Origin of the sequence: Microcystis sp. 49638_E5 (assembly GCF_021300285.1) — a bacterium.
GTDB classification, from domain to species: domain Bacteria; phylum Cyanobacteriota; class Cyanobacteriia; order Cyanobacteriales; family Microcystaceae; genus Microcystis; species Microcystis aeruginosa_C.
Window position 1 is genome coordinate 1 of record NZ_JAJTDH010000119.1, and the last position, 13,976, is coordinate 13,976.

Here is a 13,976-nt window from a genome sequence, read left to right on the forward strand (position 1 = left end):
CTATATACTCACTTCTCTGCGATGCAGTCGCACTCGCGGGAGCGCATTTTGTAGCTCGCTTAAAGCTTTGTTTCTGTCTGTATCACTTGTTACTTTTTAAAATGAGAATTGCTGCTTTTGCCGTATATTTAAGAACGTTTCCTGTAATTTGCACTAAAATGGGGACAAATACCCCGATCAACTGCATAGTTACCTGAATTACCGCTTGGAAGACTGAGATCAAGATTTGCATCAATAAACCGATAAATCCGCCGGTTAATCCCAATTGTCCCATGAACATCATATCGATAATGATAAAGAGGAACAAAATCCCGATGATAAAACCAATTAATTCTCCCATAAGACTTATTCTCCGATGATCAATGTATCTTATTATTATTCGTAAAAAGCTATCTTGTCTATGCTGTCTCAAAACGAGTATACTATTAATTTTCTTTAAGTTGTCTCAATCTTGAACATAAAATTTGATTAATTAAATAGAAATAGGCTAACTAGCTGGCTTAAAACTCATTTTTGCAAGAGACTCTTGAATGATTTTAATCTTATCAGCAAAGGATTTTGAAAGGGGTTGAATAGTTGGAATAACTTTCAATAAATGATCAGTCGTTATAGTCGTTATATCCGAATTCTGAGGGGTAGAATCCTTAAAAGTATCAATAAAAGCATTTTCAATAGTTTCCTTCACCACTGCTTCAATATCAGCACCACTAAATTGATCAGTTTGCTGTGCTAAAAGATTGAGATCAATATCTTTATGCCATTTACGTCTTTTAATGAGATGAATTTTAAAAATATTTTTCCGTTCCTCGTCCTTAGGGAAATTAACAGAAAATAACTCATCAAATCGGCCTTTTCTTAAAAATTCTGGGGGAAACTTAGAAATATCATTTGCCGTTGCTATGACAAAAACTGTATTTTCTTTATAGCTTTTACTTCCGACTTCCGACCTCATAATTCTGACTTCTGCTATAATGATTTTAACTATCTTCAAATAGCTTAATCTTATGACTTCCTATCAAACTCAGATAACCCTTGATAACTCTCAGCAAATCCTTCTCTCTAATTTACCCTTCAAAGAAGGAACAAAGCTGAACATTAATATTGAGGTTGTTGAAGAAGATATAGCTGGATCTTCTTCCGATTTTGAAACGCTTTTAGAAAATACTCAAGGAATATGGACAAAAGGAGATGGGTTAGAATATCAACAGAAAATTCGAGAGGAATGGTCATGAAAAAATTGATAGATTCTTGTATTCTGATTGACCATTTTAATGGAGTTTCAGCAGCAACCAGCTATCTTAGAAAACATAAAAATGATGCTTGTATTTCTATCATTACTAAAGCAGAAGTCTTGATTGGATTTGAGGATGAAACCACCTTTCATCAAGCTCAACAAGTTTTATCCTACTTTCACCTAATAGAATTAGATCAAACTATCATCGATTTAGTCATCCAACTTCGTCGTGAACAAATCAGGAAAAAGTTGAACAAACTCCCCCATCAAAAGAGCCTACAATGGAAATTACCCGATGCAATTCAAGCAGCGATTGCCCTTCATTATAACCTTAAATTAGTCACTCACAATACTAAAGATTTCGACTTAACTCAACATCCCTTTGTTGAAGTTCCCTATACAGTTTAACCTAGTTTTTAGGATAGTAAAGTATCGTTCTAACATTAACTCATTTTGTGTCATGACTTGATCCTCATTAACTTTCTTTAGTCTGTCTCATTTATCGAAGTTAAATGCGATCGCTGATCCAGCTTCGCCTAAATTTTATCTCAACTATAATAAAATTGTATTATTTAGCCGCTCCCCTGCATAACTTCCCCCCGATCCTACGATAAAAGATTGAATAGAGACTCATTTTAGGGTGAGGTGATCGCCATTAGCGGCACATAAATACTAAGCAATAATCCTTACTTTTGACAAAAAATCATGAGTACTATTGAGATTCACGAATTTAGTACAGGAGTTAAAGTACAATCTTCACAAGTTGGTACACAAGTTTTGTGGTGGGTGGAAGATTACACCGAAGAAGACTTTATGAATTGTACCTTAGAGCCGATTCCCGATGTGGTTTATCAAGCCATTGATGAGGAATTATTAAAAATTCCTTGCTTTCCTAAAAGTTTAAACCCTCAAAAATTTGTTATAATCGGTCGAGAAGTTAAAAATAAAAAAGAGGCTTGGTCAATCATTGCTGTTATTAGTAAAGGAAAGGATCTCAACAGAGAAGAAGTATTATTATATCGTTATTTTATAGCGCAAGGATTAGGAAAATTAACGGATTTATTAGCATGGTTTAATACTAACAACAGGCCAACTTTCAACCCTTTTGATCAAAAAGATATCGGACAACCCCATTTTTATGATGATTCTAAGACCCGTCATAATGATGCTTTAACACTGCCGCAATTTAAACCATTATTAGAAGAAAAAAATCCTTGTTTAGTGATTCCTCATGATCTAACCTGTACGGTTATTATGATCAATCAACTGGCAGAAAGAAGAAAAAAGAAAAACAAATTAACCGCATGGTCTTATCAGATTGAAGAAATTTATAAACCCCAAACCTTTCAAGTGATTTATCCTCTAAACTCTGATGCTGAAAATTATCTTAGGAAAAAAGTTTCTCAAAGGTTCAAACCTAAAATTTTTAATAATTTATTGGGTTTTCTTGGTGATTTTTATCAACTAATGACCCATACTATTAAAGTACCGCTCTTTCTTTTGGTGGGTATCTTTTTCGTTGGTGGAACTCTGATTTCTTTCCCTGCTTGTCTTGTTTTATTTGCGGGTTTTTCCTGGTCTATCTTATTTATTATTGGCATCTTAATCATGTTTTTGCTAGGCTTTTATTTGGGAGGTAGTTCCTAAATAAAAAGTAAGCGATATCGTCAACTTTATTCCCTTTCAAAACCAATTCAATTATTAAAAAATTAAAGACCATGTTAAGTTTATTGCAAACCCTCAAACAAAATTATCAAAAAGCCTTATTATTTGCCTTATATGGAGGAATTGGCTGTTTAATTATAGCTCTAATTTTAGGAGAATGGTTTCTTCATTTAACCGAACTTTCTCCCCTACCTCAAACCGATCAAAAAGCGGTTATTCTTTTAATCGATTCATCAGGTAGTATGGAAGGTGGCAAACTAGAAGAAGTCAAAACTGCGGCAATCAATTTTATTAACCGTCGCGACTTCTCAAAAGAACAGTTAGGGGTGATTAATTTCGGTGAAACGGTTAATATTATCACTTCTTTAAGCACTAATCAGGCACAATTAAATCAGGGAATTAACAGCTTACAAGCACTAGGCGGAACACCGATGGCAGCAGGAATTAAACAAGCGATCGCATCTTTATCTTCTACTGACAATAATCGTTATATTTTACTGTTTACGGATGGAATGCCTCAATCTCAATTTCAAGCTATTCTAGCAGCTAATAAAGCTAGAAATCAATCAATTTTAATGATTGTTGTCGCCACAGGAGATGCTGATATTCAATACTTAACCCGTTTAACAGGGGATCCTAATTTAGTTTTTTATGCGAACTCTGGCGAAATTGATCAAGGGTTTCGTCAAGCAGAATTAGCGATTAATAATCAGCAATTATTAGAATCAAAAACAACAGGTAATTATAGTTTAACTTATTCTTCGTTAAGAACAGGAGGATGGACAGCTATTATTACTCTAGGGTTATCTTTAACCTTAATTGTTGCTCAGAATCACTATTTACATCGTCGTCTTTTAACCATCAAAGAAACTTTCCTGATTTTAATAGGAAGCACTATTGCTGGTTTAATCGCAGGGGGGATCGGTTCTTCTCTATTTACCATTTTAACCAATCTTCCTAATTCTGAATTAATCGCTGGGGTCATTAATTGGGGAATTGCTGGGACAATTACTTTTGTAATTATCAATTCAATCAGACGTAATATTCCTTTAAAGGAAATCTTGATCCGAGGTTTTCTACTGGGAATTATTGCTGCTGTAGCCTTGATTTTTACCATCGATTATTTAGGGGATGCAGGAATCTTGATAGCTGGTTTTATTGTCGGTTGTGGAGTATATTATACTTTTTATTCAAAAGGGTTAGCTTGGTTTTTTGGCATTATTGTTCTCTTTTCAGGATCATGGTTATTATTACCATCTGTTAATTTTTCCTCAGCCTTAGAAATTGCCATTCGTTTGATTGCATGGACAATTTTAGGAGCCATTGTCGCTTTAGGTATTTCTTATTTTATTCCCAATTTACAAAGATTAAGAGCTTTTTTAGGCGGTAGCTTAGGGGGTAGTTTAGCGTCAATTGGATTTCTTCTCATGTCTTTAATATTAACTCAATTTATTCCCATAGAAACCAGTTTAGCAGATCGGTTAGGACGTTTAATTGGTGCATCTATTTTAGGGTTTTGTATCGGTTTGATGATCTTTTGGGAGGAGGAACGTCAATTACAAAAAAGTACATATTTATTAATTCGGTGGAATGACCAAGAAAGTCGTAAAATTCTTTTAGGAGAAATTCCTATTTGGTTAGGTTCTTCTCTCGATGCTCAAATTGCTTTAAGTAAGACTAAATATCCCGATAAATTTGCTAAAATTTTTAAAGCAGGAAATCAAGTATTTTTTGAGTTTCATTCTGATTATGCTCAAGCAAAAGGGATTAAAATTACTCAACAGGAATGGTCATCAAGTCAGTCTCGAACTTTTGACGGAATTACGCTGACAATTGTTGATGAAACCAGATAAATTTACTGCTGGTCAGTAGTCATAGATAAAATATCAAATAGCCACGATTTTTTAGAGAAATATAGACTCTTTCTTACTAATCTATAAATCCTTGCCTCGATGAAGTTTACCAGAAATTACTGTCTTATATGACTCCCAAAAATCAGTGTAAGCAACAACACATTACCCCGTCATACTAAATCCAGTTATTAAAAACTGATTATGTATTCCCCCTTTTGCCTGTCCTCATAAGTAGCCTATACTCAACGGATTTAGTATAAATTGTTGCATCGGGACTGACTCCTCTATAGCTTTTAAATAGAGATAAAAAGCCAAATAGAACAGACAAAAAGCCTGTTCTATCCCTGAGGAGAAAAAAACTTAAACCGTCAAGATATCCTTTTCTTTTGTCGCTAATAAATCCTCGATTTTGGCGATAAATTTATCGGTGGATTTCTGCACCTGATCCTGTAAATCCCTGGATTCATCCTCAGAAATCTCGTGACTTTTCTCCTGTTTACGGATAGCATCGATCGCATCCCGGCGAATATTGCGGATCGCCACCTTTCCCTCTTCGGCCAATTTCGCCACCGATTTGACCAATTCCTTGCGGCGATCGCTAGTGAGGGGAGGGATATTCAAACGAATGGTCTGACCGTCATTACTGGGGGTTAAACCCACGTCCGAGAGAGAAATCGCCTTTTCGATCGCCCCCATACTGGTACGATCGAAGGGTTGAATAGCGATCGTGGTTGCGTCGGGAGTGCTAATGGTTGCCAGGGACTTGAGGGGAGTTTCCATGCCATAATACTCCACCATGATCCGATCTAAAAGAGAAGCATTTGCCCGGCCAGTACGAATCGTATTAAAACCTCTCTGGGTTGATTCGACGGTTTTCTGCATATGGTCTTGAACTTCAGCTAACTTCACAGAATCCTCCTACCAATGTTCCAACGGGTTCACCTTTGACAGCGCGAACAATATTACCTGTCACCGACAGATCGAAAACGACTATCGGGATATTATTTTCCTTGCACAGAGCGATCGCAGTTCCGTCCATCACCCGCAGATCATGGGTCAGTACATGACCGTAGGTGAGACTTTGAAAGCGTCGCGCGTTAGGGTTGTGGGAGGGATCGGAATCATAAACTCCATCCACTTTCGTCGCTTTAAACACCACTTCCGCATCGATTTCGGCAGCGCGCAGGGCCGCCGTGGTATCGGTGGTAAAGAAAGGATTACCCGATCCCGCACCGAAAACCACCACCCGACCTTTTTCCAGATGACGGATTGCTCGCCGGCGGATGTAGGGTTCAGCTAATTCCTGCATAGCGATCGCCGTTAATACCCTAGTCGGCACTTGCGCTCGTTCTAGGGCATCCTGCAAGGTCATAGCGTTCATGACTGTTGCTATCATACCAATATAATCGGCCGTGGCCCGATCCATGCCGGCCGAGGCGGCTTTCACCCCGCGAAAAATATTGCCCCCACCGACCACGATCGCCAATTGGATGCCTTGAGCAACCACTTCGGAGATTTCCTGGGCGATAGCGGAAACCACCATCGGGTCGATCCCATAGCCGAGATTGCCCATCAGGGCCTCCCCACTCAGTTTTAATAATACCCGCTTGTACGCCATGCCCTTACTACCACTCGCTAAAACAAGATCTAGATAATTTTTGTCTCCCCATAAGATAGCAGGTTTTGGCCTTGATTTAAGCTGACCAGTTTACTCTCCCCAGGGGCCGACAAGTTAAGATTAATAAATCTTTTCCTTGGGAAATTAGTATTTAGTGATACCTTTGTTATCAAGGGAAGCTTAGTTTGATTGAGAATTAATAACCGTGGTCAGCGATCGATTACTATTGGTCAACAAAAGCAATCAAGGGGCCGCTAACATCGATACCTTTGATTGGGTGTATGGGTTTCAGGATGGAACCCTTCTGATGGGCAAGGTTTGCGGTTACTTAGATCCCGATAGTAATCGTCTTCTCGATCCCGAAAACTGCAGCGCTATCTACCAGAATGCCCAGGGACAAGTCCTTAGTCGTTGGCAAGCTGGAGATTTTATCGCTTTTGAACTAACCACCACCGGGGAAGATCTCCTGATCGTGGCTTCTAATGACAATTGTGTCGGTAATAGTCTCTGTTTGGTTTCGGGCATTAGTCGCAGCTGCGCCCAAGTTACCGATGAAGGAAAATCCCTCGTCCTGGAGGTTTTTCAATACCCTGCTTGGTCTTTGCAGGGCGATAATACCACTTCTAAGCCGGCTTTCAGTTGGAATTGTTCCCTATCTCCCTTTTTCCCCTTTGTTTCCCTGCGTTTTAATCTTCAGTCCACCAGCAGCAAAAAATTCTATCGCTGGACGGTTTCCCCCTATTTTCCCTTTTGTCCCCTCTTAGAAGTGGGAGAATCCCTTGCCTAATTGGCTTTTTCACTACGATAGTTCTAGAAGATTTCAACACATCGGGAATGGTTAAAACCGTAAGCTATCCCCTGCTATATCAGACTTAGGATGGCGTTCTTCCAGAGATATGCTATCGGCGAAATCCGCTTAATATGGTCGGTATTCTCGCTTAATTTCTCAATGGCAACCAACAAAGCCAAAAGTCTGACCGTTGCTGTGGACATAGGGTCCAAAAAGCCTTAAATGTCCCTAGAGATGTTAGAGCAGTTATCTTAATGGTGAGCTACGAAGTTTTCCTTTTGGGGAGTCAGGAGTCAGCTTTTATTTATTCTCCCTGCTCCTGGCCTCCTCGTCCCCCACTTCCTAATAGACATCTCCAAAAATTATAACCCAGTCACAGCTTGCTTTTAGTCTGCATACTAATTAAGTAGTTCGATGGCTAGAATGTATGTCTATCGTTGCTAATTCAATTTCACTGAAAAAATATGAGGCAATTAAAATAATTTTTATTAGGGTAGATTCCTTGACTAGAAAGACTTTTGGTCTTGAGACAATATTAGGTCGAGGTCTAATTGACATCTCCAAAAATTATAACCCAGTCACAGCTTGCTTTTAGTCTGCATACTAATTAAGTAGTTCGATGGCTGGAATGTATGTCTATCGTTGCTAATTCAATTTCACTGAAAAAATATGAGGCAATTAAAATAATTTTTATTAGGGTAGATTCCTTGACTAGAAAGACTTTTGGTCTTGAGATAATATTAGGTCGAGGTCTAATTCATAATTCATAATTCATAATTCATAATTCATAATTCATAATTCATAATTCATAATTCATAATTCATAATTCATAATTCATAATTCATAATTCATAATTCATAATTCATATCATAATTCATAATTCCTTCTAAAAATGCCTTCGCCAGAATCCGCTCCGTTATTATCACAACTGCAAAAAAAAGTCAATAGTTTAGATGTACCATTTTACGCGCCAGGGCATAAGCAGGGGGAAGGAATCGGGGAAGATTTAAGTAATTTACTGGGAAAAAGCGTCTTTAAAGCCGATTTACCCGAATTACCCGACCTCGATAATTTGTTTGCCCCGACGGGAGTGATTAAAGAAGCGCAAATTTTAGCAGCCGAGACATTTGGGGCAGATAAAAGCTGGTTTTTGGTCAATGGCTCCAGTTGTGGCATTATTGCGGCGATTTTAGCCACTTGCGGCGAGGGAGATAAAATTATTCTGGCGAGAAATATTCATAAATCGGCAATTTCTGGCTTAATTCTCTCCGGGGCGCAGCCTATCTTTATCAATCCCGAATATAATCCCACTATCGATCTAAATTTAAATATAACCCCCCAATCCCTCGAAAATGCCCTGAAACTCCATCCCGATGCCAAAGCGGTGATGGTAGTCTCTCCCACCTATCAAGGGGTTTGCTGTGACTTAGAAACTATCGCCCAGATTACCGATCACTATTCTATCCCGCTGCTCGTCGATGAGGCTCACGGGGCGCATTTTGCCTTTCATCCCGATTTACCCCCGGCTGCCCTGTCTCTCGGTGCTGATATGGCTATTCAGTCCACCCATAAGGTTTTAGGGGCCTTAACTCAAGCATCGATGTTACACTTAAAAAGCGATCGCATTAGTTCCGAAAAAGTCGATCGAGCCTTACAATTAGTTCAAACCACTAGCCCTAGTTATTTGCTTCTCGCCTCCCTTGATAGTGCTAGAAAGCAAATGGCGACGCAAGGCCTAGATTTACTGACCAAAACCCTCGATTTAGCCGCTACTGCCCGAAAAGAACTCGATAAAATCCCTAATATCTCTGTTTTAGACTTTCCCCATTCTATCCCGGGTTGTCACTGGTTTGATCGCACTCGTTTAACGGTAATTGTCAAAGATTTTGGCTTAACTGGTTACGAAATAGACGATATTTTGCGAGAAAAATACGCTGTCACGGCGGAATTACCGACTTTAAGCCAACTTACTTTTATTATCTCCATCGGCAATCATCGCGAACACATTAATCGCCTAATTACTGCTTTTCAATGCCTTCAATCCCCTTCCTCTACCAGTTTACCCCCCACTCCTCCTCCAGTCACGGGAAATTCGGCTATTTCTCCTAGAAAGGCTTTTTTTGCCCCTACAGAGATAGTATCCCGGAAAAATGCCCTCGATCGTCTTAGTGCTGATGTTATCTGTCCCTATCCCCCCGGTATTCCCGTTTTGATGCCGGGAGAGTTAATTTCTCAGGAAATCCTCGACTATCTGCAAACTATTTTAGACCTCGGTGGCACGATTACCGGCGGTAGTGATGATAATTTGGCAACTTTTAGGGTTTTAAAATAATCGCAAAATTATCTGATATATTAACCGGAAAAAGGCGGTAATAGCAATGGCCCCGATGGCAGCCATCACGGCAATGATAGCAATTTCAGGAAAATTTAGGCTTCCTTGCAGTCGCGAAAGAAAGAAGAGGAGGGTGAGGGTAATTGCTGCGATAATTGGTAGATCTTTTCCTTCAATCACTTTTTTAAATAATGCCAAAACTAAGCCACCTAAGATCATAAAGGCGATGACAATTCCTACCGAGGGGACTAAACTATTTAAGGCAATTACTAATAATGTCCCCTCAAATCCTGTAAAGGCAGCATTAGCGAAAGTTTCCCCAAGAGAAAAGCGGGAAGTTTTTCTAATCACTGGAGAAGCTGGAGGGGATTGAGGAATTGGAGAAGCTGGAGGGGATGGAGGAGATGGGGGAGGTGTATTTAAAGCGGTTAAAACTTCTCCACAGGATTGAAATCTATCCAGGGGATTTGCTAGTAACATTTTATTGAATACTCGGGCTAAATCTGCACTGATGTTAGGGGCATAATTTTGCCAATTCCAGACCTGTTTTTGGGGATCGTATAGCTCGTCAGGATCGCGATTAGTTAAGAGCATAACACAGGTAGCTGCTAGGGCATATAAATCCGTGGCTGCCGATACCTGATTGCCTAATTGTTGTTCGGGAGGAGCAAATCCGGCTGAATAAATTGTTGTGGATTTCTCTTGTGTATTACTAGGGTTATTGGTAGCCTGTTTTACTGCCCCAAAATCGAGTAAATAGAGGCGGCCATTTTGGGAGCGCATGATGTTAGATGGTTTTATATCCCGGTGAATGGAACCATTTTCATGAATAAATTTGAGGATAAGAAGTAATTCTTTGAGAATGTTTTTGACTTCACTTTCTTGAAAGGGTTTTTGTTGCTGTTGGAGAATTTCTTCTAAGTTTTTACCGTCGATATATTCCTGGGCCAGATAGAAAAATTGCTCTTCTTTTCCCGTTAATTGATTCTTGACTGTTAAAGGGAAAAAAGCATAGAGATCGGGGATTTGGGGATGTTCTCGTCCTAAATCTTCTAAAACGTGCGCTTCTTGAAAAAATAAATTTTTCGCTTTTTCTAAAGCTTGCGGACTTAAATTACCGGAAGGTTGAAATTGTTTGAGTACACATTTAGCTTTTTTGGGACTATAACGATCTACTGCTAAAAATGCCGCCCCAAATCCTCCTTGTCCCAATAGACGTTCTGGCAAATAACGTCCCCCTAAAATTAATGGCATCCCGCAAGTAGTACAATATTTCTGCTCGATCGAGGTTAAGCGATTGCTATCGTCTAGGTCTGGGCATTGATTACGCGGTCTCGGACAGTGGGGACGCGTACAAATAACTTCCATAGTCACCGTTTCCCGTGGTACTGCTCTTAGTTTAGCTACTACCGGCAATTCGGGTTAAAATTTTTATTCTTAAGAAAGAGTTAAAAAGAGCGTTCGTAGGCCGACACGGATTGCCATTATACTACAAGGTTAGCAGAAATTTTGGAGTTTGTCAAGTCTTTGGCTGAAAAAAATTCAGCCAGATCTAGCGGTTATCTTCATGGTGGAGTGGGAAGTCTCGGCGCTTTTCTTTAGTTGAATGAGCGTGCCAGACGATTAACCCCGGTGTGTAATAACTGTTCCAAGCTTTGGCGATCGCTGATGGCTTGAAGATTGATCACAAAACAGGTTAAACCCAGTCCAAAGAGGATAAAAGTGGGGGCCATAACCACACCAATCATCAACCAGGTGGCGACGTGGAGAAACATGGTGATAGCGAACAACAAAGCTAGGGAAGCAATGGGGAAGATTTGACGGGTAGGACGACCGAAATAGAGAAAAAGAACTGTTAAAACGGTGGTTACTAAGTTAGCGGGTACTAAAAAGGCACAAATCGAGACGCAATAGTTGCGGGAAAATTCAGCGAGGGTATTAAAATCTATCATTAATATTACTTTACAATTGCCTGAGTCTTAGTACTCTCGATTGTAGCGGAAAATTTACATGATCGGCATGAAGGTGACTAAAGGCTGTGGTGCAATAGATTTTCGAGAGGGAGCTAAAACGAGGATCGGGGTATAGGTCATCCAGCTATAATGAAATCTGGGAAAATGACACCGCCGCATCCCGAAAACTCTCACCCCTTGCTAGGTATAATCGATCGCAGGAAGAATTTTATGAGTAAATTTGTCTTTGTCACTGGGGGAGTCGTCTCCAGTATTGGGAAAGGGATTGTCGCTGCTAGTTTGGGAAGATTGTTAAAAAGTCGGGATTATTCCGTCTCAATTCTGAAATTAGACCCCTATATCAACGTGGATCCGGGTACGATGAGTCCTTTTCAACACGGAGAGGTATTTGTCACCGATGATGGGGCCGAAACCGACCTCGACCTTGGCCACTACGAACGTTTTACCGATACGGAACTCTCCCGTCTCAATAGCGTGACTACTGGCTCGATTTATCAAGCGGTATTGAATAAAGAGCGCCGTGGTGCTTATATGGGGGGAACCGTGCAGGTAATTCCCCATGTTACCAACGAAATCAAGGAAAGGATTCTCCGGGTGGCCAAAGATACCAACCCCGATATTGTCATTACAGAAATTGGTGGTACGGTGGGAGATATCGAATCTTTGCCTTTTTTAGAAGCAATTAGGCAATTTAGGAAGGATGTAGGTCGAAATAACGTGGTTTATATGCACGTTACCCTAATTCCTTGGATTCCGGCCGCCAAGGAGATGAAAACGAAACCGACGCAACACTCGGTCAAGGAATTAAGATCGATCGGTATTCAACCGGATGTGTTAGTCTGTCGTTGTCATCTACCCCTACAACCGGGGTTAAAAGAAAAACTCTCAGCTTTCTGTGATGTGCCGGTGGAATCGGTGATTACTGCTCAGGATGCCAGCAGTATCTACGAAGTTCCCCTCAATCTGGAAAAAGAGGGATTAGCGCAACAAACCCTAGAATTATTAAACCTGGGTTCCCGATACCCCCATCTGGAGGAGTGGGAAAATCTCATCCGACAGATGCAATCCCCCGGTCAAAAATTAGAGATAGCTATCGTCGGTAAATATGTGCAGTTGGGGGATGCTTATCTCTCGGTGGTGGAGGCCCTTAAACACGCTGCCATTGCCCTTAATAGCGAGATAGAATTGCGTTGGGTAAGTGCCGAAGATGTGGATAACGATTCGGCCGAAGCTCATTTAAGCGGTGTTGACGGTATTGTGGTACCAGGTGGTTTTGGTATTAGGGGTGTGGATGGCAAAATTAAGGCGATCGAGTATGCTAGGGTCAATAATATTCCTTTCTTGGGTCTCTGTTTAGGGATGCAGTGTTCGATTATCGAATGGGGTCGCAATGTGGCCCGATTGGAAAGGGCCAATAGTTCCGAATTTGAAGAGGATACACCCAATCCAGTGATTAATTTACTGCCAGAACAGGCAGATGTGGTGGATTTAGGGGGAACAATGCGCTTAGGTCTCTATCCCTGTCGTTTAAATCCGGATAGTCTGGCTTTCTCTCTCTACGGTCAGGAGGTTATCTATGAGCGCCATCGTCACCGTTACGAGTTCAATAATGCCTATCGTAGTCTCTTTTTTGAGACTGGTTATCTGGTGAGTGGCACTTCTCCTGATGGTCGTTTGGTGGAAATTATCGAACTACCAAAACATCCTTTCTTTATTGCTACCCAATTTCACCCCGAATTTCGCTCTCGTCCCAATAAAGCTCATCCTCTCTTTTCTGGTTTCATGAAAGCGGCCCTTAAGGGTAGAGAGGAAAAGTTTTCCCTGAGTAGTCAGCATTCGACTATTAGTTAGGGTTTGCTGGGTTCTATTGGCTCAAAATCTGTTTTTTTGGGGGGAAACCCCCGAAAATTTCTCATCTTAACCCCAGTTTGGCCTAGGGTTTTCCGAATTGACGTTGATAAACTACTTCTTCCTTGCCAGATTCCAGTTTAATATCGGAGCGAGGATAGGCCACACATAACAAAGCATAGCCTTCTTTTTGCAGGTCGGGGGATAATCCCATGCCCTCACCTTGTTCGACGCTACCCTGGGAAAGTTGAGCGGCGCAGGTAGTACATACGCCCGCATTGCAAGAACTGGGTAAGTCAATCCCCGCATCGTAGGCCGCCTGTAGTATAGTTTGATCTTTCCTAACTTCGATCGTTTGTATTTTTCCTAAATGAGAAATTTCTACTTTGTAGGTTGTGGTCATAGCTAATGAATGATGCTTTGAACTTCACCTATTTTATCATTCTAGATACCCCCCCCAAAAAATCGATCACTCCGAATAATTCCATCGTGGTCCTTTTTGACCACCGGCTCGCCACCCTTTGCCATAAAGTCATTGATTGTCCTTAGAACTGAACTTCCCCCCATACATATATACTATAATAGCCGAAAACCCTTATCCATCAATGGATGTAACCCCTTAACTTTTCTTAATGTACCCATGTAATTTGTAACATTTCTTAA

The 13,976-nt window shown here is 40.5% G+C and carries 14 protein-coding genes and 1 pseudogene; 8 read left to right on the forward strand and 7 right to left on the reverse strand.

Features of this window, described 5'->3' with window-relative positions; all coding sequences use genetic code 11:
• Positions 1-82 precede the first annotated feature (82 nt).
• Together LW728_RS20940 and LW728_RS20945 are read right to left on the reverse strand one after the other, a co-directional pair.
• A complete protein-coding gene (locus LW728_RS20940; protein ID WP_287666800.1) occupies positions 83-340 on the reverse strand; it encodes a hypothetical protein in 258 nt (85 codons plus the stop codon).
• Positions 341-487: 147 nt separating this feature from the next.
• Complete coding sequence (locus LW728_RS20945; protein WP_287666797.1) at positions 488-991, reverse strand: AAA family ATPase; 504 nt, start codon at positions 989-991, stop codon at positions 488-490.
• Between the two features lie 13 nt (positions 992-1,004).
• On the opposite strand from LW728_RS20945, the gene LW728_RS20950 reads away from it, so the two are divergent.
• The 4 genes from LW728_RS20950 (at position 1,005) to LW728_RS20965 (ending at position 4,752) form a co-directional block, all read left to right on the forward strand.
• Positions 1,005-1,232, forward strand: coding sequence for a hypothetical protein (locus LW728_RS20950; RefSeq protein WP_287666794.1), 228 nt, complete (start codon positions 1,005-1,007; stop codon positions 1,230-1,232).
• On the forward strand, positions 1,229-1,642 hold the full coding sequence (locus LW728_RS20955; protein WP_287666791.1) for a PIN domain-containing protein: 414 nt from the start codon (positions 1,229-1,231) through the stop codon (positions 1,640-1,642). The genes LW728_RS20950 and LW728_RS20955 overlap by 4 nt, the downstream gene beginning before the upstream one ends.
• A 297-nt stretch (positions 1,643-1,939) precedes the next feature.
• Positions 1,940-2,881 carry a hypothetical protein gene (locus LW728_RS20960; protein WP_287666789.1) on the forward strand — a complete coding sequence of 314 codons (942 nt, stop codon included), beginning with the start codon at positions 1,940-1,942 and terminating at the stop codon, positions 2,879-2,881.
• A gap of 71 nt (positions 2,882-2,952) precedes the next feature.
• The gene (locus tag LW728_RS20965; RefSeq protein ID WP_287768061.1) at positions 2,953-4,752 is read left to right on the forward strand and encodes a vWA domain-containing protein; all 1,800 of its coding nucleotides are present in this window, start codon (positions 2,953-2,955) and stop codon (positions 4,750-4,752) included.
• A gap of 360 nt (positions 4,753-5,112) precedes the next feature.
• On the opposite strand, the gene frr is transcribed toward LW728_RS20965, so the two are convergent.
• On the reverse strand, positions 5,113-5,634 hold the full coding sequence (gene frr / locus LW728_RS20975) for a ribosome recycling factor (RefSeq protein WP_373276097.1): 522 nt from the start codon (positions 5,632-5,634) through the stop codon (positions 5,113-5,115).
• Positions 5,635-5,647: 13 nt separating this feature from the next.
• On the reverse strand, positions 5,648-6,370 hold the full coding sequence (gene pyrH, locus LW728_RS20980; protein WP_002800489.1) for a UMP kinase: 723 nt from the start codon (positions 6,368-6,370) through the stop codon (positions 5,648-5,650).
• A 205-nt stretch (positions 6,371-6,575) separates the two neighbouring features.
• Here pyrH and LW728_RS20985 point away from each other — a divergent pair, with 205 nt between their 5' ends.
• The 3 genes and pseudogenes from LW728_RS20985 (at position 6,576) to LW728_RS20995 (ending at position 9,492) form a co-directional block, all read left to right on the forward strand.
• Positions 6,576-7,157: a hypothetical protein gene (locus tag LW728_RS20985; RefSeq protein WP_002800488.1), complete on the forward strand. Its 582-nt coding sequence runs from the start codon at positions 6,576-6,578 to the stop codon at positions 7,155-7,157.
• Positions 7,158-7,171: 14 nt separating this feature from the next.
• Positions 7,172-7,387, forward strand: a pseudogene (locus LW728_RS20990) (RNA-guided endonuclease TnpB family protein); the annotation flags it as partial.
• 665 nt (positions 7,388-8,052) lie between these two features.
• A complete protein-coding gene (locus LW728_RS20995; protein ID WP_287768063.1) occupies positions 8,053-9,492 on the forward strand; it encodes an aminotransferase class I/II-fold pyridoxal phosphate-dependent enzyme in 1,440 nt (479 codons plus the stop codon).
• Here the strand turns inward: LW728_RS20995 and LW728_RS21000 are convergent.
• Both LW728_RS21000 and LW728_RS21005 read right to left on the reverse strand, forming a co-directional pair.
• Positions 9,484-10,860, reverse strand: a complete 1,377-nt coding sequence (locus LW728_RS21000; protein ID WP_287768065.1) for a serine/threonine-protein kinase — start codon at positions 10,858-10,860, stop codon at positions 9,484-9,486. The genes LW728_RS20995 and LW728_RS21000 overlap by 9 nt on opposite strands.
• 230 nt (positions 10,861-11,090) lie before the next feature.
• Positions 11,091-11,444: a hypothetical protein gene (locus LW728_RS21005; RefSeq protein WP_002798561.1), complete on the reverse strand. Its 354-nt coding sequence runs from the start codon at positions 11,442-11,444 to the stop codon at positions 11,091-11,093.
• Positions 11,445-11,675: 231 nt separating this feature from the next.
• Between LW728_RS21005 and pyrG the strand changes: the two genes are divergently transcribed.
• The gene (gene pyrG / locus LW728_RS21010; protein WP_287768066.1) at positions 11,676-13,316 is read left to right on the forward strand and encodes a glutamine hydrolyzing CTP synthase; all 1,641 of its coding nucleotides are present in this window, start codon (positions 11,676-11,678) and stop codon (positions 13,314-13,316) included.
• An 82-nt stretch (positions 13,317-13,398) separates the two neighbouring features.
• Here pyrG and LW728_RS21015 read toward each other — a convergent pair whose 3' ends face one another.
• On the reverse strand, positions 13,399-13,716 hold the full coding sequence (locus tag LW728_RS21015; RefSeq protein ID WP_002800481.1) for a 2Fe-2S iron-sulfur cluster-binding protein: 318 nt from the start codon (positions 13,714-13,716) through the stop codon (positions 13,399-13,401).
• Between the last annotated feature and the right edge of the window lie 260 nt (positions 13,717-13,976).

Excerpts from the sequence above, each read along its gene's own strand:
- LW728_RS20940 (WP_287666800.1), bottom strand. The coding sequence starts at position 340 with ATGGGAGAATTAATTGGTTTTATCATCGGGATTTTGTTCCTCTTTATC.
- LW728_RS20950 (WP_287666794.1), top strand. The coding sequence starts at position 1,005 with ATGACTTCCTATCAAACTCAGATAACCCTTGATAACTCTCAGCAAATC.
- LW728_RS20955 (WP_287666791.1), top strand. The coding sequence starts at position 1,229 with ATGAAAAAATTGATAGATTCTTGTATTCTGATTGACCATTTTAATGGA.
- LW728_RS20960 (WP_287666789.1), top strand. The coding sequence starts at position 1,940 with ATGAGTACTATTGAGATTCACGAATTTAGTACAGGAGTTAAAGTACAA.
- LW728_RS20965 (WP_287768061.1), top strand. The coding sequence starts at position 2,953 with ATGTTAAGTTTATTGCAAACCCTCAAACAAAATTATCAAAAAGCCTTA.
- frr (WP_373276097.1), bottom strand. The coding sequence starts at position 5,634 with ATGCAGAAAACCGTCGAATCAACCCAGAGAGGTTTTAATACGATTCGT.
- pyrH (WP_002800489.1), bottom strand. The coding sequence starts at position 6,370 with ATGGCGTACAAGCGGGTATTATTAAAACTGAGTGGGGAGGCCCTGATG.
- LW728_RS20995 (WP_287768063.1), top strand. The coding sequence starts at position 8,053 with ATGCCTTCGCCAGAATCCGCTCCGTTATTATCACAACTGCAAAAAAAA.
- LW728_RS21000 (WP_287768065.1), bottom strand. The coding sequence starts at position 10,860 with ATGGAAGTTATTTGTACGCGTCCCCACTGTCCGAGACCGCGTAATCAA.
- LW728_RS21005 (WP_002798561.1), bottom strand. The coding sequence starts at position 11,444 with ATGATAGATTTTAATACCCTCGCTGAATTTTCCCGCAACTATTGCGTC.
- pyrG (WP_287768066.1), top strand. The coding sequence starts at position 11,676 with ATGAGTAAATTTGTCTTTGTCACTGGGGGAGTCGTCTCCAGTATTGGG.
- LW728_RS21015 (WP_002800481.1), bottom strand. The coding sequence starts at position 13,716 with ATGACCACAACCTACAAAGTAGAAATTTCTCATTTAGGAAAAATACAA.